Here is a 21715-nt window from a genome sequence, read left to right on the forward strand (position 1 = left end):
TCCAAATTTTATGATGAATACCGTTATAGATTATTTTGAAACCTTAGATCCGGTTTTAGCAGCCTTTTATGCCACTTTATTTACATGGGGAGTTACTGCGGCTGGAGCTTCATTAGTTTTTTTATTTAAAAAGATGAATCGGATGTTATTCGATGGTATGTTAGGTTTTACGGGAGGAGTAATGGTAGCAGCAAGTTTTTGGAGTTTATTAGCCCCTGGTATCGAAATGAGTCCGGGAGAGGGTTTTTTTAAAGTAATACCAGCAGCAATAGGCTTTGCGCTAGGTGCCCTATTTATTTTTGCACTAGATAAAGTGCTCCCACATTTACATGTTAATTTTTCTACTGAAGAGAAAGAAGGAATAAAAACTCCATGGCATAAATCGATATTATTGGTTTTAGCGATTACATTACATAATATTCCTGAAGGTTTAGCTGTAGGTGTTTTATTTGGTGGTGCAGCAGCTGGTTTTGAAGGAGCTAGTATTGCCGGAGCAGTTGCATTAGCTGTCGGAATAGGATTGCAGAATTTTCCTGAAGGTTTTGCAGTTGCTATGCCTTTAAGGGGGCAGGGTTTTAGTCGATTAAAAAGCTTTAATTATGGACAATTATCTGCTATAGTAGAACCTATTGCAGCCGTTTTAGGTGCATGGGCTGTAATGACATTTCAACCAATTTTACCTTACGCATTAGCGTTTGCAGCTGGAGCCATGATTTTTGTAGTGGTAGAGGAAGTTGTTCCGGAATCACAGCAACGAAATTATACAGATGTTAGTACATTAGGATTTATAGGTGGCTTTTTGGTAATGATGATCTTAGATGTGGCTTTAGGATAAAAACTAATAGTCAAAAGGCAATCTTAATCACTTCCACATTTACAATTAGACATCCCGCAAGCACTATTGTTTTTATTCGATTTTCTTTTTAAAAAATTAGGTTTCCATACAAATTTGGTTATTAAATAACCTATAGCTAAAAAGAAAAAAAATAAGACTAATATTTGTTGTAAGATTTCCATAATTTTTTATTTAGTCGATTTTAATAGTAAATCTTTACATTATCATTTTAATAACTGATAAGCAATAAGAGCCACAACATAAGCAAAACCACTCATAAAAATAAGTTGAAATGCAGGCCATTTCCAACTGTTTGTTTCTCGTTGTACAATGGCTAGTGTACTCATACATTGCATGGCAAATGCATAAAAAAGCATTAAACTTACGCCACTGGCAAAATTGAATAGCGGCCCGCCTAAAACAGGATTTATTTCTGCGGCCATTCTGTTTTTAATTGTTTCTTCTTCATCGCTACCAACACTATAAATAGTAGCAAGTGTACCCACAAAAACTTCTCGAGCTGCAAATGAACTAATAAGTGCAATACCTATTTTCCAGTCGTATCCTAAAGGAGCCACAACTGGCTCAATACCACGACCCATAATTCCGATGTAGGAGTGTTTTAATTTATAACTAGCAATTTCTTGGTCTAGAATTTCTTTAGAAGGAACAGTAGTTTCAGTGTATTTGTCTTTAACTATTTCAGATGCATTACTAAAGTTATTGTTTGGACCATAGCTAGCTAAAACCCATAATACTATTGAAATGGCTAATATTATTTTACCTGCACCAAAAACAAATGACTTTGTTTTTTCAACTACATTAATTCCAATGTTTTTTGGCATCGGAATTTTGTAATTAGGCATTTCAATTACAAAATAGCTTTTAGATTTTATTTTTAGAATTTTGTTTAAAATCCATGCTGAAAAAATAGCGGTACCAAAGCCTATTAAGTACAATGCCATTAATGTTAGAGCTTGTAAATTAAGACCTAAAAAATTATCATCAGGAATAACTAACGCTATAATTATAAGATAAACAGGTAAGCGAGCAGAACAGGTTGTAAAAGGAACAACTAGAATTGTTATTAAGCGCTCTTTCCAATTTTCAATATTTCGAGTAGCCATAACTGCTGGAATAGCACAAGCAGTTCCTGATACTAGTGGGACTACACTTTTTCCGCTTAAACCAAACTTTCTCATTATTCGGTCCATTAAGAAAACAACACGACTCATATAGCCGGTTTCTTCTAGAATAGAAATGAAGAAAAATAGAAAAGCAATTTGTGGAATAAAAATTACAATTCCGCCTAAGCCAGGTATTATTCCTTCTGATAATAGGTTGGTAAATGCCCCGGGCGGTAAATTGACTTTTGCCATTTCTCCTAAAGTGGCAAAAGTATTGTCTATAAGATCCATTGGATAGCTCGACCAATCGTAAATTGCCTGAAAAATTAAAAGTAAGATGACAAAGAAAATAACATACCCCCAAACTTTATGAGTCAAAACTCTATCTAAACGGCCGCGTAAATCTTTAGCTGCATTTCGATCAATAGTAAGAGTTTCTTTTAAAGCACCGTTTATAAATTGATAGCGATGTATGGTTTCTTTTTGTTGAAGCCGTTTTAAATCAGAGACCGATTTTGTTGTAAAACCAGAGTTAGCTGTTAGCTCTTTTCGGTTAATACTACCAAAATTAACATCTTGAGTAATTACTAACCAGAGTTTGTAGACTGATTGATTTGGAAATGCTTTTTTAAGACTTTCAAAATAATTAGGTTCAATAACAGAAGCATTTACGCAAGGTTCATTAGAAATACTTCGGTAATTAATAATAAGTTCTTTAAGCTTATCGATACCCATATGTTTTCTTGCGCTAACTAGGGCTATTTTTGTTTTTAACCGTTCTTCTAAATTTTCAATGTCTAAAGAGATTCCTTTACGATCCATTCTATCTGCCATATTAATAACAAGAATAGTTGGAATCCCTAAATCTTTTATTTGTGTGAAAAGGAGTAAATTTCTTTTTAAATTTTCTACATCGCTAATTACTACGGCTACATCAGGATAATCTTTATCATTTTTATTTAATAATAATTCGATTACCACATTTTCATCTAGTGAAGAAGCATTTAAACTGTAGGTGCCGGGTAAATCGATAATATGCGCTTTTAGCCCTCGTGGTAGTTTACAGATACCTTCTTTCTTTTCTACCGTAATACCTGGGTAGTTTCCTACTTTTTGGTTTAAACCTGTTAGCTGATTAAATATAGAGGTTTTCCCTGTATTTGGATTACCGATTAAAGCGACATTTATTTGTTTTCCCTTCATTTTATCAGCTCTATTTCAATTTCTAAAGCGGTTTCTCTTCGCAATGCAAGATGACTTCCGTTTATATTAAGGTACATTGGGTCACGAAAAGGAGCTATTTGTACCATGGTAACTTCATTACCTGGCAAACATCCCATTTCTAATAATTTAAGAGGAACTCTTTCTGCAGAAAAATTTTTAATAATTCCGCTTTCACCACGTTTTAAGTCTGCTAATGTTACCTTCAATTTATTTAGATTGATTTTAAACAACAAAAGTAAGGATTTTGTGCAGCAATAAAAATTTTATAGAAAAAATCGCTATTTTTGATATTCTTGCTTTAAAATAGCAATATCATGCATTAATTCTTCGATAGCTTCAGGGTTTGTTCCATCATAAAACCCACGAATTTGTCGTTGTTTATCTACTAATACAAAATTTTCAGTGTGTACCATGTCATATTTACCGCCGTCTCCGGTAGTTTTAGAAGCTAAATATGATTTTCTGGCTAATTCGTAAATTTGTTTCTTATCGCCAGTAACTAAATTCCATTTTTTATCGATTACCCCTTTTTCTTTTGCGTAGCGTTTTAATTGTGCTACTGTGTCTATTCTAGGCATTACTGTATGCGATAGTAATAGCACCTCTGGATCATCTTTAATTTTTTCTTGAATTTTTACCATATGGTCGGTCATGATAGGGCAAATAGTTCGGCAAGTGGTAAAAAAGAAATCAGCTACATATATTTTGTCTTTATAATCGGCATTAGTAATAGTGTCGCCATTTTGATTAATCAATTTAAAATCAGCAATTTTATGATATTTTCTTACATACTGTACTGTTGAGTCTACAAGATCTGCATTTACCATATCTGGCTGATAAACTGGTAATTTTTCTTTTGGAGTAAGCAGTGTGTAGATGCTATACATAGTAACTATGCAAATAATACCAAAAGTGATTATGAAAATTTTATATTTAGAAAAAAAACCTTTCATATATTTTTTTTACAAAATTAAAGCTAATAGCTCGTTTTACCCATTTTTAGCTTTTAAATTTTGGCAAGATAAATGGTAGTAAAAAATCGTACTTTTTTAGGTCTAATGAAAAGACTACTTTTGTGCGATTAAAAAATGACAATAGCCAATGAGTCCGTTTATAATTAAAGCAATACAATTAATTTTAAGTTTGTCTTTACTAATTGTTCTACATGAATTAGGACATTTTATTCCGGCAAAAATTTTTAAGACTAGAGTAGAGAAGTTTTTTCTATTCTTCGATGTAAAATTTGCACTTTTCAAAAAGAAGATAGGTGACACCGTGTATGGGATAGGCTGGCTTCCGCTAGGAGGATATGTAAAAATCTCCGGAATGATTGATGAGAGTATGGATAAAGAGCAGATGGCTCAGCCACCACAACCTTGGGAGTTTAGAAGCAAACCGGCATGGCAGCGTTTAATTATTATGTTAGGTGGAGTAACAGTAAACTTAATTTTAGGATTCCTGCTTTTTATGATGATTTTATTTGTTTGGGGAACCAACTATATGGGACCGGAGCAAATGGACAAAGGATTTGCTGTAGCAGATAGTTTTAAGCAATATGGTTTTCAAGACGGAGATAAAGTTCTAGAGATCGATGGAGAGCCACTTCAAAATAGCATGGATGTTAATCGGTTTTTGATGTTACGCGGAATAAATACAATAACCGTGCAGCATCAAAACAACCAAACAGAAACAATTAAAGTTCCTGATAACATTGGCGAAAAAATGTTTAAGGAAGGCGTTATGCAACCTTTTATGCCTTTCCGTAGACCAGTTATAGATAGTATAATTGAGGGTAAACCAGCAATTAAAGCAGGTTTAAAAAAAGGGGACAGTATAATATCAATTAACGGAGAAAACATTAAATACTGGAATGAACTTAATCATTTTACTAAAAAAAATAAGCAAAAGGATTTAACGATTGTTTATCAACGAGGAGACGAAGTACAATCTACAAATGTAGCTCCAGATGAGGAAGGTATGATTGGTGTAGCCGTATCTAATAACTTACCGTATACAATTGCTCATAAAGATTATACATTAGCCGAAAGTATCTCAGAAGGTTTTAAAGATGGATATTGGACACTTAGGGATTATGTATATCAGTTTAAGTACGTTTTTACAAAAAAAGGCGCAACTCAGGTAGGAGGTTTTGGAGCGATAGGAGGTATGTTTCCTGATGCTTGGAACTGGCAATCATTTTGGCACACAACAGCTTTAATATCTATTATTTTAGCTTTTATGAATATTCTACCAATACCAGCTTTAGATGGGGGGCACGTTATATTTTTATTATATGAAATTATTACTGGTAGAAAACCGAACGAGAAATTTATGGAATATGCTCAAATGGTCGGTTTCTTCATTTTAATAGCTTTAGTGTTATACGCTAATGGAAATGATATCTATCGAGCCATATTCGATAAATAAAGGAGATATTTTCAAAATAGTAAACCTCGAAATTTTATAATTTCGGGGTTTGTTTTTTAAAGATTTTCCGGAAACATAAACGCTTCAATTTCTTCCGAAGAGAATTCAGGATTAGCCCCTTCTTTTGAAGCTACCAAGGCTCCTACTGCACAGGCAAAATCAATAGCTTTTTGTGGCTGTACTTGAAATTAAACAGGCTAAAAAACTATCACCAGCACCAACGGTATCAGCAACTTTTGTTTTGTAACCACTATTGTAATACAGCTTTCCTTCATTTAAAAGTACAGCGCCGTGACTACCTTTTGTTACACAAATCGATTTTGCATTGGTAATTTTGGATATGTAGCTCAAATTTTGTTCTAAAGAGTGGAAAGGAGAATCGAACATGGTAGCAATCTCATATAATTCATCATCATTAAATTTTATAGAATTGGCTTTCTGCATTAAAATTTTCAAAATTTCTTTGGCATAATGCGGAGGTCTTAAATTGATATCTAGAATCCGATATTTTGCGTATTCAAGAAGTTGAAATAACGTTTCTCTACTTTTAGGATCTCGACAGGATAAACTTCCAAATATAAAAGCATCAGAAGCTTTTACTTTTTCAATCATAGCTTTAGAACATTCGATTTTGTCCAAGGCTGAAGGGTGCTCGATAGTTTAGGAAGCAGATCCATTTGTGCTTAATGAAACATTTACAACCCCTGTTTGAAATTCTTTAGTTTTGGTAACTAAAGAATTTTCAATGCTTTTAGATTTTAAGTAATCTAGAAGTATTTTGCCTTTTTCGTTGGCTCCAACCTTGCTAATCATAATTGTTCTAATCCCAATAGCGCTAAGTCGAGAAGCAACATTTAAAGGTGCTCCACCTATTTTTTCTGAATTAGGAAAAACATTAAATAAAATTTCACCAAAACAAATTGCCCGAATAGTATTGTTCATGAATATTTTTTATCTAGAAAATTATTTGATTTGGATGATAATTTTAGAGAAATAGCTTGGTAAGTTGGTAAGGAAGAAATAAAAAACAAAAAAGCCGTATTTTAATACGGCTTTTTGCTCCCCCTCTTGGGCTCGAACCAAGGACCCTCTGATTAACAGTCAGATGCTCTAACCAACTGAGCTAAGGAGGAATATCAATAAATATTGGCATTTGTGGCAGCCAATGTTGCCTTAAAAACTGTTGCTCCTCCTCTTGGGCTCGAACCAAGGACCCTCTGATTAACAGTCAGATGCTCTAACCAACTGAGCTAAGGAGGAATATTGCAAACGTTTTTGCGGATGCAAATATATATTATTTTTTAAATATCACTAAATAATTTTTAAAAAAAAATATTAGTAATAATTTTTGTTCTGTGTTTTGACGTAAATGTAATATAGATTTAGCCAAATTCCATTTAAAAATCACTCATAATTTTAACTATTCTCTAAATAATGCATCAAAGGAGAAATATTAGGTAAATTTTTATAATAATTTTGGCGTTACAAAGCGTTATCAAAACTTTCCAAACTTTTACATTTGTTTTTCAAGTTAATTCAATACTTAAGTAATTTAAAGAAATAAACTATTATATGTTCGATTTTAGTGCTACTTATACCGACCAATATCAACTTGCTATGGCGCAAGTCTATTTTAAAAACGGTCAAAAAGATACCCGAGCCACCTTTGATTATTATTTCAGAAAAAATCCATATAAAGGAGGGTATACAATTTTTGCCGGTTTAGAAGACTTATTGGAAATTATAAATGATCTAAAGTTCACTAAAAAAGATATTGAATATTTAAAAACTAAAAATTTTGAACCTGATTTTCTTTCTTACTTAGAAAATTTTAAGTTTTCAGGTAACATCTATTCTGTAATGGAAGGAGATTTGGTATTTCCAACGCGTCCTATTTTACAAGTTGAAGCAACTATAATTGAAGCCCAACTTATAGAAACTTTGTTGCTTAATCTTTTAAATTTTCAAACTTTAATAGCTACTAAAGCAAGCAGAATGCGATTGGTTGCAGGAAACCAAACCCTTCTTGATTTCGGGTTACGTAGAGCCCAGGGGCCGGGAGGTTACTATGCCTCTAGAGCAGCCGTTATAGGAGGTTTTAATGGGACTAGTAATGTAATAGCAGGAATAGATTTTGATATTCCCGTTTCTGGAACTATGGCACATTCATTTGTGCAAAGTTATGATTATGAGTTAACAGCATTTAGAGATTTTGCTAAAAACAGACCTGATGGTTGTGTATTATTGGTAGATACTTACGATACGTTAAAAAGTGGCGTTCCTAATGCAATTACTGTTGCTAAAGAAATGGAAGAGAAGGGGCAGAAATTACTAGCAATTCGTTTAGATAGTGGTGATTTAGCTTATTTTGGAAAACAAGCCCGACAACAATTGGATGCTGCAGGCTTGCAGTATGTAAAAATAGCAGCTTCTAATCAGTTAGATGAATTTGTTATTAAAAGTTTACAAGAACAAGAAGCACCTATCGATATTTATGGAGTAGGAACCAATTTAGTGATAGGTAATTCAGATGGTGCTTTGGATGGCGTCTATAAACTAACTTTTTCAGATGGTAAGCCTCGAATTAAAATTTCGGAAAGTTTAATTAAAACAACCTTACCGCATAGAAAGCAGGTATACCGGATGAAAGATAAAGATGGTTTTTGTATCGGGATTGATGTAATAAGTATGGAAAATGAAGAAAATATCGATAAAGTTTTTCATCCATTCGAGCCTTATAAATTTTTGAATACTTCAGAATATAAAAAAGAAGCTTTGTTGAAACCAGTAATGAAAAAAGGTGAAGTTCAGATAAAAAAGCGAACACTCACTGAAATAGCCGAATATTCTAAATCTAGATTAGCCGAATTACCACATGAGTATAAACGATTCAATAATCCGCATATTTATAAAGTTAGTATTTCAGAAAAATTAAAAAACGAAAGAGATCGATTAATAAACGAACATAAAATATAATTCAGTTATGAAAGCTTTACTTATAATTGATGCTCAAAACGATTTTATGCAGGGTGGAGCACTAGCCGTTCCGCAAGGCGATCAGATAATACCGATAATCAATAAAATTCAAGATAAATTCGATTTAGTTGTTGCAACACAAGATTGGCATCCATCCGGACATGCTAGTTTTGCCAGTACACATCATAAAGAACTATTCAAGACTATCGATTTAGACGGTATTAACCAAATTATGTGGCCAGATCACTGTGTTCAGGGTACTGAAGGAGTTAATTTTCATAAAGATTTAAAAACCGATAAAATTGAAGCGATTTTTAGAAAAGGCACCAATCCAAAAATAGATAGCTATAGCGGTTTTTATGATAACGCACATTTAAAATCGACAGGATTAAAAGGATATTTAAAAGAAAAAGGAGTTACAGAATTGTACTTTACAGGTTTAGCAGCTGATTTTTGTGTAGCTTTTAGTATAAAAGATGCTTTAATGCAAGGATTTACTTGTTTTTTAATTGAAGATGCAACACGAGCTATAGATTCAGCAAATTTTTCAAAAATTAAAGAAGAATTAGAAACAAAAGGATTACAGTTACTTTGTTCAGCCGCTATTTAAAAATTTAGATAATAAATATATCCAAAGTTAACCCATATATTCCAGTCGTTAGACTGGTTTTGGGGACCTTGTACATTTAATCCTTCAATATAATCGTTATAATAATAATTCCATTTAGCTTCAATTAATAAATCACTATCTCTAGTTAATCGGTACCTTAAACCTCCTCCAAAAACTAAAGAATAGGTAAATCCGCTATCTAAATTCAGTCCACCTTCAAAAGATGGAAATAAAACATTCGGACTATCTAATGGTCCTAAATCGCTATATGCATCGGGCATAAAATATACAATATGAGCACCTCCTAGTACGTAAGGAGAGAAACGCTTATCGAAAAATAAAAATTTTCTAATTTGAGTAAAATGAATTTCTAGTTGTACGCCTGCTTCAATAGTTTGTACAGTACCATGCATGGCTCGTAAGAGTTCACCTCTAGGATTATTTTTATAAGAAATATGACCGTAGTGATCAAGTTTAGAATAAAAGTAATCTAGCTCAGAGCGTATTCTAACAAAATCCTTAAAAAGGTTTGAATTATTTCCGGTAAAAGTAAAGTTCATATAGTGCTGTAAACCAATACCTACTCCTGTATTTAAATAGAAATTCCGGAAATCGCCTCGTTCTCCATAGTCGGTAGTAAAAGCAGCAGGCCCAGCAGATATACCTATCTCATGAAGGACTTGCGCTTGTAATTTACCCGACAAAAGGTAGAAAAAAACGATGAATGAAAATATGGTAACTGACTTCAATACAAGTGTTTATGGTGTAATGCCGCAAATATATAAAACCTACAGAATAAAAATTTATTTATCTTCATTCTTTTTTATTTTTAGTAAATAATAAAAAGTTAATTTTGTAGAAAAAAAATTAAAATAAGCCTCAAAATTTATAGAACTTATATATTTGTAGCCGAAATCAATACATTTTTTAAAAAATATTTAAGTGACGCCTTATGGAAAAAAATATACAGGATTTCTTAGATAATGTATCTCAAAGAAATCAAAACGAACCAGAATTCTTACAAGCGGTTCATGAAGTTGCTGAAACTATTATACCTTTTATAGAAGAAAATAAAAAATATCAAAATGCGCAGTTATTAGAGCGTATGGTAGAGCCAGAGCGTGTAATTATGTTTAGAGTTACATGGTTAGATGATGAAGGTAATATTCAAATAAACCGCGGATATCGTATTCAAATGAATTCTGCTATCGGACCTTATAAAGGCGGTTTGCGTTTTCACCCTTCGGTAAACTTAAGTATTCTTAAGTTTTTAGCTTTCGAGCAAACCTTTAAGAATAGTCTTACAACATTGCCAATGGGCGGTGGTAAAGGTGGTTCAGATTTCGATCCAAAAGGAAAGTCTGATAATGAAGTAATGCGTTTTTGCCAAAGCTTCATGACAGAACTAAGTAAACATATAGGTTATAATACAGATGTTCCTGCCGGAGATATTGGAGTAGGAGGCAGAGAAGTTGGTTATATGTTTGGGCAGTATAAAAGAATTCAAAATGAATTTACCGGAATTTTAACTGGAAAAGGTCTTTCTTTCGGAGGTTCTTTAATTCGTCCAGAAGCTACCGGTTATGGTAATGTATATTTTGCTCAGAATATGCTTAAAACCAAAGGAGAAAAGCTAGAAGGGAAAACGGTTGTTGTTTCAGGATCTGGTAATGTGGCGCAATATGCTGCGGAAAAGGCAATTCAGCTTGGTGCTAAAGTAGTGACAATGTCAGATTCTGCTGGTTATGTTCATGACGAAGATGGAATTGATGAAGAAAAACTACAATTCATCATGGAACTTAAGAATGAAAAACGAGGTAGAATTAAAGAGTATACTGAGAAATATACGAATGCTAAATTCTACGCGGATACAACGCCATGGGAAGTAAAATGTGATGTAGCATTACCTTGTGCTACGCAAAATGAGTTAAAAGAAGTTGATGCTAAGAAATTAGTAAATAATGGATGTATGTGTGTTGGTGAAGGGGCTAACATGCCATGTACGCCAGAGGCTATAGAGATCTTCCGTGAGGCTAAGATTTTATTCTCTCCGGGTAAAGCTTCAAATGCTGGTGGTGTAGCCACTTCAGGGTTAGAAATGACGCAAAATTCAATGCGTTATAATTGGACAGCTGAAGAAGTAGACAAAAAACTACATGAAATCATGAACGATATTCACGAAAAATGCGTAGAATATGGTACTAATGAAGATGGATATGTAGATTACGTAAAAGGAGCAAACATTGCTGGTTTTGTAAAAGTAGCCGATGCTATGCTAGCTCAAGGGGTTGTATAAATTCCAAGCAATATAAATATTATAAGCCGCTTCTAGAAGCGGCTTTTTTTATATCTTCACTTACTGAGTATTTTCTAAAATTTTCATAAACTTCATGCTGGTTACTACAAAAGCTATAGTTATTAGCGCGCTTAAATATGGAGAAGCCGATCTTATCGTAAATCTATATACATCAGAAAGTGGTTTGCGGACTTATATGCTTCGCGGAATTTTAAAATCGAAAAAAGGAAAGTTTAAAGCCAGCCAGTTTCAACTGCTAACACAGCTCGAGATTGTCGCCAGCCATAAAAATAAAGGCACACTCGAATACCTGAAAGATGCCAAGGTAATTAACACCTATACTTCGCTACATACCAATGTTATTAAGGCTAGTGTTGCGATGTTTATTGCTGAAGTTTTAAAAAGCGCTATTAGAGAAGAAGAAGCTAATACTTCACTGTATCACTTTTTAGAAACCGCTTTTGCGTGGCTGGATTTGCATGATAAAATTGCGAATTTTCATATTATGTTTTTGCTGAAATTATCCGGATTTTTAGGCTTCCAGCCTGATGATTTGAATACTGAGTACCCATTTTTTAATTTGTTGGAAGGAACTTTTGAACCTGTTAAAACTAATGACTATTGCATAGAAGGTGAAAATCTTGATATTTTGCCAGCATTTTTAAATGTGGGGTTTAATGATATGAAAAGCGTAAAGTTGAGCAGTTCACAACGAGCAGAATTTTTAAAGATGATCCTATTATATTACGAGTTGCATATCGAAGGCTTCAGAAAGCCAAAATCCCTAACTGTACTTAACGAAATCTTTAATTAATGCGCTTCTTAGTATTATTATTCTTTATTTTTTTAAGCAGAAATCTATTTTCTCAGCATATCATCGTTCTCGATAAAATTACCGAAGAGCCTTTAAGCGATGTCATGATTTTTAATGCTGAAAAGACTAAAACTAGCCTGAGCAATTTTGAAGGTCGTGCGGATATATCAAAATTTAATACTGCTGAAGTGCTCCTTTTTCAGCATATTTCGCATGAATTATTTAAGATTAAAAAGTCTGAAATTAAAGATCAGATTGTGTATCTTCAGGAAGACCAAAATAAGCTGGATCAAGTAGTGCTTTCCGTAGCAAAATTTCAGCTTCAAAAAGACGAAATTCCGCAGAAAATAGTAAGTATCGATAAAGAAGATGTACTGTTGAACAGTCCGCAAACTTCAGCCGATTTATTAGAAAGTACCGGACAGGTTTTTGTGCAAAAAAGTCAGTTAGGAGGCGGTAGTCCTATGATTCGTGGTTTTGCAACCAATCGAGTGCTAATCTCGGTAGATGGCGTACGGATGAATACCGCAATCTTTAGAAGCGGGAATCTTCAGAATGTGATTAATATCGATCCGTTGGCGATAGAAAAATCTGAAGTGATTTTAGGTCCCGGTTCCATGGTTTACGGGAGCGATGCTATTGGAGGAGTAATGAATTTTTATACGCTAAAACCTCGATTTTCGTTTGGAGCCGAAACTTTGATAAGTGGTAATTTCTACGGAAGATATTCCTCGGCAAACAATGAACAAACCTTGCATGCCGATGTTAATTTAGGATGGAGAAATTGGGCATTTCAGACGTCGATTTCTTATTCAGATTTTAATGATCTAAAAATGGGAGAACATGGTCCCGATTCTTATTTGAGGCAAGAATATGCCGCACAAGAAAATGGTGAAGATGTTGTTTTAGAAAATGAAGATCCACTGATTCAAAAACCAACTGGTTATACGCAGCTTAGTTTGCTGGAAAAAATAAAATATATGCCCAATGAAACATGGAATTTTAGTTTAGGGCTTATTTATAGTGAAACTTCAGATGTTCCCAGGTACGATCGTTTGTATCGTCGTAGAAATGATCAGTTAAGGTCAGCCGAATGGTATTATGGGCCGCAACGATGGTTTTTAGGGGATTTCAAAATTAATAAAAAAGGGAATGGTGATTTTTACGATAAAGCTCAATTTACTTTAGCATATCAGTTTTTTCAGGAAAGTCGTCATGATCGTGATTTTGGCGAGGAAATTTTATTTAATACAGAAGAAAATGTGGGTGCCTATTCCGCTAATTTAGATTTTGAAAAAGCATTTGTTGGGAGTAAATTATTTTACGGTTTAGAATATGTAAATAACCAGATAAATTCTGAAGGTTTTCAGGAAAATATTAATTCAGGTTCCAGGCAACAAACCGCCTCGCGATATCCCGATAATTCTAGCTGGAGGTCTTTAGCAACATACGCTACTTATCAGTGGCAAATTCAGGAAGCCTTGAATTTTCAGTCGGGTTTGCGATATAATCATATTTTGTTGAATGCCAAATTCGATGAAACTCTCTATGATTTTCCGTTTCGAGATGCTGATATTAACACCGGAGCGCTAACCGCAAGTGCGGGAATCAACTGGAAACAAAATAATTTTTTGCGATGGCGCGTAAATACATCGACAGCTTTTAGAGCACCAAATATCGATGATGTGGGGAAAATATTTGATTCTGAACCAGGATCGGTGGTAGTTCCTAATCCCGATTTAAAACCTGAATATGCTTACAATGCTGAAGTTGGAGTGAATTGGACACCAGCTGAAAATATCCGATTTGGTTTTGCAGGTTTTTATACCTGGTTAGAAGATGCAATGGTGCGCCGCGATTTTAACCTGAAAGGTAAAACTGAAATCGATTATCAAGGCGAAGCAAGTAATGTACAAGCGATTCAAAATGCATCGAATGCGCATGTTTATGGATTTGAGGGAAGTGTTGAGGTCGATTTTTCAGTGGCTTTACGACTTGCTTCAAAAATTGCAATCACTGAAGGCGAAGAAGAATTAGATGATGGCTCGGTAGCACCATTGCGCCATGCTGCGCCACTTTTTGGAAATACTCATTTAATCTGGCATAAAAAGAAAGTAAAACTCGATCTTTTTGCTGAATATAACGGAGAGATCAGTTATAACGATCTTGCAACTTCAGAGCAGGGAAAGGCTTATTTGTATGCCATCGATGTGAACGGAAATCCATATTCTCCCTCCTGGTACACATTAAATCTTACTGGGCAGTACGATATAGATGAAAACTGGTTGCTCACCGCTTCCGTTGAAAATATTACCGATCGGCGTTACCGTACTTATAGTTCTGGCATCGCCGCAGCAGGTCGAAATTTGATCATTTCAGCTAGGTTTAGGTTTTAATTTAAGTTTTAGGTAATACCGTTAATACCGTTAATTTTTTTGATTTAAACTAATAAGTTAGTTTAAATGATTACATTAGTAATTCATCAGTAAATACCAGTTTCAATAATTATTTTATAGTGTAGATAGTGAAAGCAGCTAAAGAAAATAGATTTATTGGAAGACTATAGAACTATTGGGAATTATGGCTAATAAATTTTACATCTTACTATGTTTTTTAGGGTTCGCAATTACAACAAAGGCTCAATCTAATACAGAGAGTAGTAATACTTTTTACCTTAATGTGTTTATAAGTGCTAATAAAACTATTTATGTTGAAGAGGAAAAAACTTCTTTTCAAAATGTACAAAAGCAGGTGTCTGAAATTTTAAGAAACCAACCTTTTAAGATAGATCAACAAATTGTTTTTAGAATCTTTGGAGATAAAGATCTTGATATGGGCTATATCATCGATGTTAATTCTGAAATGAGAAAAGCAATTCGCGAAAATATAAAAACCGAACGTTATCTTTTGGAAACGAAAAAATTAAACATAGATGGTAAAAACTGGTTTCAGAAAATTGACTTAAAAGCTTTTAAGTAATAAAAAGTGGGGAATTACTGAATAAGTATTCTTTTGTTATCCAAATTATAAAGTAATATAATTTTTCTAGTCTAGAAAATTACAATTAAAATATCGTTTACACTTGATTTTGCCTATTTATTTACACTAGTTATGTGAATTCTTATTGATTAAGTAACTTTAAACGGATTTATTCTGAAAGCCGATTACGAATATAATTATTATAAAAACCAAGAAAACGACCAGGTGAACCGTTTTCAGATAGGAAATGCCTCTCTGTTCTATAATAAATTAGATAGTGCCTGGAATTTTGAGATCGAAGTTAATAATATGCTGGATGCCAATTTCCGAAGAGAAAATTCCTTTTCAGAATTCATCGTAACCGATCGCCGAGTTTATTTACAAGATCGAACTATTCTATTTAAAATTTTTTATAAACTTTAAAATAAAAGCTATTAAATGGTATATTTTCTTTAATCTAAGTTGGTTTTAAAATTAAGATCGTAAAGATTAAGTAATTTAAGCATATAGAAACCACTTTTTTATCAAAATTCCTTATTTTCGCACATCATTAGAAATTTTGAGGAAATGAGCACAAAATTCCCTGAATATAAAGGACTTGACTTGCCAAAAGTTGCAGAAGAGACTTTAAAGCATTGGAAAGAAAATAATATATTTGAAAAAAGTATAACTTCTCGTGAAGGTGAGAAACCATTCGTGTTTTTTGAAGGTCCGCCATCGGCAAATGGATTGCCGGGAATTCACCACGTGATGGCAAGATCGATTAAGGATATTTTTTGTCGCTATAAAACTCAAAAAGGATTTCAGGTTAAACGTAAAGCAGGTTGGGATACTCATGGTCTTCCGGTAGAGCTTGGCGTAGAAAAAGAACTTGGTATCACCAAAGAAGATATTGGCACTAAAATTAGTGTTGAGCAATACAACGAGGCTTGTAAAAATGCGGTAATGCGTTATACAGATATCTGGAACGATCTTACCGAGAAGATGGGATATTGGGTAGATATGGATGATCCATATATCACTTATAAGCCCAAGTATATGGAAACGGTTTGGTATCTCTTAAAACAGATCTATAACAAAGGTCTTATTTACAAGGGCTATACCATTCAGCCATATTCACCAAAAGCAGGGACAGGTTTAAGTTCTCACGAGCTTAATCAGCCGGGAACTTATCAGGATGTTTCGGATACTACGGTAACCGCAATGTTTAAATCGAAAAAAGAAACATTGCCTGCTGGTCTAAAAGAACATGTAGATGATGTATTCTTAATTGCCTGGACAACTACTCCATGGACGCTTCCTAGTAATACTGCTCTTACTGTAGGTCCAAAAATTGAATATGTAACGGTTAAAACTTATAATCAATATACTTTCGAGCCTATCACTATTTTAGTAGGTAAACCGCTTGTTTCTAAACAATTCGATAAGAAATTTAAGCAAGTTGAGACTGAAGAAGAATTAAAGGATTACAAAGAAGGCGATAAGAAAATACCTTTTTTAATTGGCGAAACTTACGTAGGAAAAGATCTGGTAGGAATAGAATATGAGCAATTATTGCCATATACGTTGCCTTTCGAAAATCCTGAAAACGCATTCCGTGTAATTGCTGGAGATTTTGTAACTACAGAAGATGGTACAGGTATTGTGCATACTGCGCCTACTTTTGGTGCAGACGATGCTATGGTTGCCAAACAAGCAACTCCTGCAGTGCCACCAATGTTGGTTAAGGATGATAATGATAATTTAGTGCCATTAGTAGATCTTCAGGGGAAATTTAGACCAGAAATGGGTGAATTTGCCGGTAAATACGTGAAGAATGAATATTACGACGATGGTGAAGCGCCCGAAAAATCTGTAGATGTAGAAATCGCTATTAAACTGAAAGAAGAAAATAGAGCTTTTAAGGTTGAAAAATATGTGCACAGTTATCCAAACTGCTGGCGTACCGATAAGCCAATTTTATATTATCCGTTAGATTCTTGGTTTATTAAAGTGACTGATGTTAAAGATCGTATGCACGAGTTAAACACCGGTATTAACTGGAAACCAAAATCTACCGGAGAAGGTCGTTTTGGAAACTGGTTGGCTAATGCTAACGACTGGAACTTATCCCGAAGCCGATATTGGGGAATTCCGTTACCAATTTGGAGAACCGAAGATGGTAGAGAAGAAAAAATCATTGGCTCTGTTGAAGAATTAAAAATAGAAATCACCAAAGCAGTAGAAGCCGGAGTGATGGACAAGGATATTTTTGCTGATTTTAAAATTGGCGATATGAGTGAAGAAAACTACTCTAATGTAGATCTTCATAAAAATGTGGTAGATACGATTACGTTGATTTCTGATTCTGGAAAACCAATGAAGCGTGAAGCCGATTTAATCGATGTTTGGTTTGATTCGGGTTCAATGCCGTATGCGCAATGGCACTACCCATTCGAGAATAAAGAAAAAGTAGAAAAAGACTGGCGTAAAGCTGATTTTATTGCAGAAGGTGTCGATCAAACTCGTGGTTGGTTCTATACACTTCATGCAATAGCAACCATGACTTTTGATGATGTTGCCTATAAAAATGTTGTTTCAAACGGACTCGTTTTAGACAAAAACGGGCAGAAAATGTCCAAACGTTTGGGTAATGCGGTAGATCCTTTCGAAACCTTAGCTGCTTATGGGCCAGATGCAACGCGTTGGTATATGATATCTAACGCTAATCCTTGGGATAACCTTAAGTTTGATATTGAAGGAATTGGAGAAGTAAGCCGTAAATTCTTCGGAACACTTTACAACACTTATTCGTTCTTTACGCTTTATGCAAACATCGATAACTTTACGTATGCTGAAGCCGATATTCCGTTAGAAGAACGTCCTGAAATCGATCGTTGGATTCTTTCAGAACTACATACGCTTATAGCGAAAGTTGATAAGTTTTATGCAGAATATGAGCCAACGAGAGCAACCAGAGCAATTTCAGAATTTGTTCAGGAAAACTTGAGTAACTGGTTTGTACGTTTAAGCCGAAGAAGATTCTGGAAAGGTGATTACGAGCAAGATAAAATTTCAGCATACCAAACTTTATATACTTGTTTAGAAACCGTAGCGAAGCTTGGAGCTCCTGTAGCGCCATTCTTTATGGATGCATTGTATAAAGATTTAAATAGCACGACTAATAAAGAAAATTACGATTCAGTTCACACTGCTTTGTTCCCGGTTTACGATGAGAAATTTGTAGATAAATCTTTAGAACGTAAGATGGAAAAAGCACAAACGGTTTCAAGTTTGGTGCTTTCATTACGTAAAAAAGAAATGATCAAGGTAAGACAACCCTTACAACGCATCATGATTCCGATATTAGATAAGCAACAAGGAAAGGAAATTCTTGCCGTTCAGGATCTAATTAAATCTGAAGTGAACGTAAAGGAAGTGGAGCTTATAGATGATGCTTCGGGAATTTTGGTAAAACAAATAAAACCGAATTTCCGTGTTTTAGGACCTCGTTTCGGAAAAGAAATGAAGCACGTTGTCGCTAAAATTAATCAACTTCAAGCCGAAGATATTGCCACTATTGAAAAAGAAGGTAAAATACATGTTGAAGTAAATGGAGAATTTATTAATTTGGACGCCAGTGAAGTAGAAATAAGCTCACAAGATATTGAAGGTTGGTTAGTTGCCTCTAGTGGAAATATAACAGTAGCCTTAGATGTGAGTATTTCTGATGAATTGAAGAAAGAAGGAGTAGCTAGAGAATTAGTAAATAGAATCCAAAATATAAGAAAAGACAGCGGATTTGAAGTAACCGATACCATTAATGTTGTTTTGCAAAAAGATGGTATAATTGAAGATGCTGTAAAAGAGAATATAGAATATATTAAAACAGAAACTTTAACTGCAAATCTAGATTTTGCAGCAGTAGTTCAAGAAGGAGTTGAAGTAGAGTTTGATGAGCTTGCAACTAAATTATTAATCACTAAAAACTAAACCATAGTTATGTCAACCGAAGTTAAAGAACGTTACAGCGACGCTGAATTAGCCGAATTTAAAGCGTTGATTCAAAAGAAAATCGACAAGGCTAAAGAGCAATTAGACATTTATCAAAATGCATATAAGAATGATGGAAATAACGGAACTGATGACACGTCTCCAACATTTAAGGCTTTTGAAGAGGGAAGTGAAACAATGAGTAAAGAAGCGAATTCGCAGTTAGCGATTCGTCAAGAAAAATTCATTAGAGACCTAAAAAATGCATTAACGCGTATTGAAAATAAAACATATGGCGTGTGCCGTGTTACCGGAAAACTTATTAATAAAGATCGGTTAAAATTAGTACCTCACGCTACTTTAAGTATAGAAGCTAAAAACATGCAAAAATAAGAGTAGTTTGTATACAATTTATTTATAGACGCTCCTTTTAATTAAGGAGCGTTTTTTGTTATACTTGTAAATATGAGGAAATATGGTTTTAGCATATTAATTTTTATAGTAACTGGGTTAACCTGTTTTGCACAAAAGGAAACTAGAAAAACTATAAATGCTGAAAATATAGTAGACATATTTATAGAAGCCAATGAAGTATTTAAAATAAATATAATTGCTGAAAATCGAAATTCAATACAATTCAGCACACATTCTGAAGGTGAATACTTTAATAATATAGCTGTTCTTTCAGAAGTTAGAGAGCATCAAGTATTACTAAAAACCCAATATCCAGATCGGTTAGTTGGAGGATTCGATAAATTAAGCGCTCATAAAGTATTTTCTATAGAATTAGAGCTGTATGTTCCTAATAATAAGTTGGTTTCAGTAAGCTCAAATTCAGGATCCATAAAAGCAACAGGTAATTTTTCAAACTTCATTGCAAATTTGAAAGAGGGACATTGCTATTTAGATAGGTTTGTAGGAAATGCCCAAATTAATACCTATTTTGGAGATATTAGGGTAGAAACCAATAATGCCCAAATAAAAGCCACTAGCCGACATGGGAAAGTGAATGTGGCTAAACCACTTAATGGTTTACATCAAATTAAATTAAACTCAATTAATGGTGATATTAGCGTAGTTAAAACTAAATAATATTACTATTTTTGGTGCGTTTTTAACTAAAAGAAAAAAATGTCTTTAAAAAAAGCCGGTTTACTTATATTCATTGTTTTATTAATCGATCAGGTTTCTAAAATCTATATCAAAACTAATTTTGCTTTAGGAGAGGAATTTACCGTTTTAAGCTGGTTTCGAATTTTATTTGTTGAAAATGAAGGAATGGCTTGGGGAACTAAAATACCTGGGCAATACGGGAAATTAGCTTTAACCTTATTTCGATTAGTTGCTATATTCGGTATTGGATATTGGTTGATAGATTCTGTAAAAAAGAATGGAAGCCGAATTTTAATTACTTCTATAGCTCTTATTTTTGCCGGGGCATTTGGAAATATTATCGATTCTGTTTTCTACGGAATTACATTTAGTGATAGTTATAATAAAATAGCTACTTTTTTACCAGAAGCAGGAGGTTACGGAACACTTTTTCATGGTAAAGTAGTCGATATGCTTTATTTTCCTTTGTATGAGGGGTATTTACCAAAATGGATTCCTATTTGGGGTGGGGAGTATTTCACCTTTTTTGAGCCGGTTTTTAATATTGCCGATTCTTCAATAAGTATTGGGGTTGCTTTACTCTTGTTGTTCAATAAGAGAGCATTTCCGAAGGAAGATAAGATTGAGGCGTAGATTTTTCGATTTATAGTTATTAGCTTAAAGCTTAATGAGATGCTGAAACAAGTCCCGCATGACTTTAAAACTAGATTAAAAGTCTGTTTTTCAGAAGCTATTTTTAAGTCTATCTTCTAGCGGTCTAAATTTCATTTTCCAAATCTAAAATTTATACACCTGCTTCGGAGTAACACAGTAATCTAGTGGAATGTCGCTAGTATAAACATCCTGAAAGGCCTCCTCAGCATCAAAAAAAGATAATCCTATTTTTATGATTTCCGGTTTACAGGTGCTTAAAAATTTATCGTAATAGCCTTTTCCGTACCCAATACGATGTCCGTTTTTATCGAATGCCAATAAAGGAACAAAAACTACATCCATTTTTTCTGGAGGAATTTCAATTCCATCAACAGGTTCAGGAATATTCCAACGATTCTTTTTTATTTTGGTGGTTTCGGTAAGTAAATAATTAATAAGCGTATTTTCTTCAATATTGGTTCGTGGGATTATTACATTTTTATCTTTTCCTTGGAGGATGTGTAGTATAAATTCAGTATCGACTTCTTTTTGCTCGGCAATGCTTAAAAATAAATGGTAAAAATCGAATTGCCAAACCGGTAATTTCAATAAGTTATTAGCTATTTGTAAGCTAAAATCTTCAATAGTTTCAGCAGATAAGTTTAATCGTAATTCTTTATATTTTTTCCGAAGTTCGTGTTTGTCCATT

18 protein-coding genes, 2 tRNA genes and 1 pseudogene are annotated in these 21715 nt (G+C 33.8%); 13 read left to right on the forward strand and 8 right to left on the reverse strand.

Annotated elements, in window-relative coordinates:
* Positions 1–13 precede the first annotated feature (13 nt).
* A complete protein-coding gene (locus ACN0WI_RS00820; RefSeq protein ID WP_417885092.1) occupies positions 14–835 on the forward strand; it encodes a ZIP family metal transporter in 822 nt (273 codons plus the stop codon).
* A 224-nt stretch (positions 836–1059) separates the two neighbouring features.
* On the opposite strand, the gene feoB is transcribed toward ACN0WI_RS00820, so the two are convergent.
* The 3 genes from feoB to ACN0WI_RS00835 all read right to left on the reverse strand — a co-directional run bounded on the left by feoB (position 1060) and on the right by ACN0WI_RS00835 (position 4139).
* A complete protein-coding gene (feoB, locus tag ACN0WI_RS00825; RefSeq protein WP_417884705.1) occupies positions 1060–3165 on the reverse strand; it encodes a ferrous iron transport protein B in 2106 nt (701 codons plus the stop codon).
* On the reverse strand, positions 3162–3392 hold the full coding sequence (locus tag ACN0WI_RS00830; RefSeq protein WP_417884706.1) for a FeoA family protein: 231 nt from the start codon (positions 3390–3392) through the stop codon (positions 3162–3164). The genes feoB and ACN0WI_RS00830 overlap by 4 nt, the downstream gene beginning before the upstream one ends.
* 72 nt (positions 3393–3464) lie before the next feature.
* Entirely contained in the window at positions 3465–4139 is a 675-nt protein-coding gene (locus tag ACN0WI_RS00835; protein WP_417884707.1) for an SCO family protein, read from the reverse strand.
* 148 nt (positions 4140–4287) lie between these two features.
* On the opposite strand from ACN0WI_RS00835, the gene rseP reads away from it, so the two are divergent.
* On the forward strand, positions 4288–5613 hold the full coding sequence (gene rseP / locus ACN0WI_RS00840; RefSeq protein ID WP_417884708.1) for an RIP metalloprotease RseP: 1326 nt from the start codon (positions 4288–4290) through the stop codon (positions 5611–5613).
* 159 nt (positions 5614–5772) lie between these two features.
* On the opposite strand, the pseudogene ACN0WI_RS00845 reads toward rseP, so the two are convergent.
* The 3 genes and pseudogenes from ACN0WI_RS00845 to ACN0WI_RS00855 form a co-directional block, all read right to left on the reverse strand.
* Positions 5773–6555, reverse strand: a pseudogene (locus ACN0WI_RS00845) (PfkB family carbohydrate kinase).
* Between the two features lie 117 nt (positions 6556–6672).
* Positions 6673–6746, reverse strand: a tRNA-Asn gene (locus tag ACN0WI_RS00850).
* A 53-nt stretch (positions 6747–6799) separates the two neighbouring features.
* Positions 6800–6873 (reverse strand) — tRNA-Asn (locus ACN0WI_RS00855).
* A 312-nt stretch (positions 6874–7185) separates the two neighbouring features.
* On the opposite strand from ACN0WI_RS00855, the gene ACN0WI_RS00860 reads away from it, so the two are divergent.
* Positions 7186–8589: a nicotinate phosphoribosyltransferase gene (locus ACN0WI_RS00860; RefSeq protein ID WP_417884709.1), complete on the forward strand. Its 1404-nt coding sequence runs from the start codon at positions 7186–7188 to the stop codon at positions 8587–8589.
* 7 nt (positions 8590–8596) lie between these two features.
* Entirely contained in the window at positions 8597–9199 is a 603-nt protein-coding gene (gene pncA / locus ACN0WI_RS00865; protein ID WP_417884710.1) for a bifunctional nicotinamidase/pyrazinamidase, read from the forward strand.
* Here the strand turns inward: pncA and ACN0WI_RS00870 are convergent.
* Entirely contained in the window at positions 9196–9948 is a 753-nt protein-coding gene (locus ACN0WI_RS00870; protein WP_417884711.1) for a THC0290_0291 family protein, read from the reverse strand. The two genes, pncA and ACN0WI_RS00870, sit on opposite strands and share 4 nt — an antisense overlap.
* Positions 9949–10151: 203 nt before the next feature.
* Here ACN0WI_RS00870 and gdhA point away from each other — a divergent pair, with 203 nt between their 5' ends.
* The 9 genes from gdhA to ACN0WI_RS00915 all read left to right on the forward strand — a co-directional run bounded on the left by gdhA (position 10152) and on the right by ACN0WI_RS00915 (position 21006).
* A complete protein-coding gene (gene gdhA, locus ACN0WI_RS00875) occupies positions 10152–11495 on the forward strand; it encodes an NADP-specific glutamate dehydrogenase (protein WP_417884712.1) in 1344 nt (447 codons plus the stop codon).
* Between the two features lie 94 nt (positions 11496–11589).
* Positions 11590–12309 (forward strand): DNA repair protein RecO, encoded by a 720-nt coding sequence (recO, locus tag ACN0WI_RS00880; RefSeq protein WP_417884713.1) that lies wholly within the window; start codon positions 11590–11592, stop codon positions 12307–12309.
* Entirely contained in the window at positions 12309–14705 is a 2397-nt protein-coding gene (locus ACN0WI_RS00885; protein ID WP_417884714.1) for a TonB-dependent receptor plug domain-containing protein, read from the forward strand. Before recO ends, ACN0WI_RS00885 begins: the two co-directional genes overlap by 1 nt.
* A 184-nt stretch (positions 14706–14889) precedes the next feature.
* Positions 14890–15288, forward strand: coding sequence for an ExbD/TolR family protein (locus ACN0WI_RS00890; RefSeq protein WP_417884715.1), 399 nt, complete (start codon positions 14890–14892; stop codon positions 15286–15288).
* A 225-nt stretch (positions 15289–15513) separates the two neighbouring features.
* Entirely contained in the window at positions 15514–15711 is a 198-nt protein-coding gene (locus ACN0WI_RS00895) for a hypothetical protein (protein WP_417884716.1), read from the forward strand.
* 144 nt (positions 15712–15855) lie between these two features.
* A complete protein-coding gene (gene ileS, locus ACN0WI_RS00900) occupies positions 15856–19260 on the forward strand; it encodes an isoleucine--tRNA ligase (protein WP_417884717.1) in 3405 nt (1134 codons plus the stop codon).
* 9 nt (positions 19261–19269) lie between these two features.
* On the forward strand, positions 19270–19653 hold the full coding sequence (locus ACN0WI_RS00905; RefSeq protein WP_417884718.1) for a TraR/DksA family transcriptional regulator: 384 nt from the start codon (positions 19270–19272) through the stop codon (positions 19651–19653).
* A 72-nt stretch (positions 19654–19725) separates the two neighbouring features.
* Positions 19726–20352 (forward strand): DUF4097 family beta strand repeat-containing protein, encoded by a 627-nt coding sequence (locus tag ACN0WI_RS00910; protein WP_417884719.1) that lies wholly within the window; start codon positions 19726–19728, stop codon positions 20350–20352.
* A 39-nt stretch (positions 20353–20391) separates the two neighbouring features.
* Positions 20392–21006, forward strand: a complete 615-nt coding sequence (locus tag ACN0WI_RS00915) for a lipoprotein signal peptidase (RefSeq protein WP_417884720.1) — start codon at positions 20392–20394, stop codon at positions 21004–21006.
* Between the two features lie 144 nt (positions 21007–21150).
* Here the strand turns inward: ACN0WI_RS00915 and ACN0WI_RS00920 are convergent, their stop codons facing one another.
* Positions 21151–21714 (reverse strand): 5-formyltetrahydrofolate cyclo-ligase, encoded by a 564-nt coding sequence (locus tag ACN0WI_RS00920; protein WP_417884721.1) that lies wholly within the window; start codon positions 21712–21714, stop codon positions 21151–21153.
* Position 21715 lies beyond the last annotated feature (1 nt).

This window comes from Zunongwangia sp. (assembly GCF_048269745.1).
Classification (GTDB): domain Bacteria; phylum Bacteroidota; class Bacteroidia; order Flavobacteriales; family Flavobacteriaceae; genus Zunongwangia.

What these genes read in the sequence shown, in the direction of transcription:
- ACN0WI_RS00820 (WP_417885092.1), top strand. Translation starts at nt 14, where the DNA reads ATGAATACCGTTATAGATTATTTTGAAACCTTAGATCCGGTTTTAGCA.
- feoB (WP_417884705.1), bottom strand. Translation starts at nt 3,165, where the DNA reads ATGAAGGGAAAACAAATAAATGTCGCTTTAATCGGTAATCCAAATACA.
- ACN0WI_RS00835 (WP_417884707.1), bottom strand. Translation starts at nt 4,139, where the DNA reads ATGAAAGGTTTTTTTTCTAAATATAAAATTTTCATAATCACTTTTGGT.
- rseP (WP_417884708.1), top strand. Translation starts at nt 4,288, where the DNA reads ATGAGTCCGTTTATAATTAAAGCAATACAATTAATTTTAAGTTTGTCT.
- ACN0WI_RS00860 (WP_417884709.1), top strand. Translation starts at nt 7,186, where the DNA reads ATGTTCGATTTTAGTGCTACTTATACCGACCAATATCAACTTGCTATG.
- pncA (WP_417884710.1), top strand. Translation starts at nt 8,597, where the DNA reads ATGAAAGCTTTACTTATAATTGATGCTCAAAACGATTTTATGCAGGGT.
- gdhA (WP_417884712.1), top strand. Translation starts at nt 10,152, where the DNA reads ATGGAAAAAAATATACAGGATTTCTTAGATAATGTATCTCAAAGAAAT.
- recO (WP_417884713.1), top strand. Translation starts at nt 11,590, where the DNA reads ATGCTGGTTACTACAAAAGCTATAGTTATTAGCGCGCTTAAATATGGA.
- ACN0WI_RS00885 (WP_417884714.1), top strand. Translation starts at nt 12,309, where the DNA reads ATGCGCTTCTTAGTATTATTATTCTTTATTTTTTTAAGCAGAAATCTA.
- ACN0WI_RS00890 (WP_417884715.1), top strand. Translation starts at nt 14,890, where the DNA reads ATGGCTAATAAATTTTACATCTTACTATGTTTTTTAGGGTTCGCAATT.
- ileS (WP_417884717.1), top strand. Translation starts at nt 15,856, where the DNA reads ATGAGCACAAAATTCCCTGAATATAAAGGACTTGACTTGCCAAAAGTT.
- ACN0WI_RS00905 (WP_417884718.1), top strand. Translation starts at nt 19,270, where the DNA reads ATGTCAACCGAAGTTAAAGAACGTTACAGCGACGCTGAATTAGCCGAA.
- ACN0WI_RS00910 (WP_417884719.1), top strand. Translation starts at nt 19,726, where the DNA reads ATGAGGAAATATGGTTTTAGCATATTAATTTTTATAGTAACTGGGTTA.
- ACN0WI_RS00915 (WP_417884720.1), top strand. Translation starts at nt 20,392, where the DNA reads ATGTCTTTAAAAAAAGCCGGTTTACTTATATTCATTGTTTTATTAATC.
- ACN0WI_RS00920 (WP_417884721.1), bottom strand. Translation starts at nt 21,714, where the DNA reads ATGGACAAACACGAACTTCGGAAAAAATATAAAGAATTACGATTAAAC.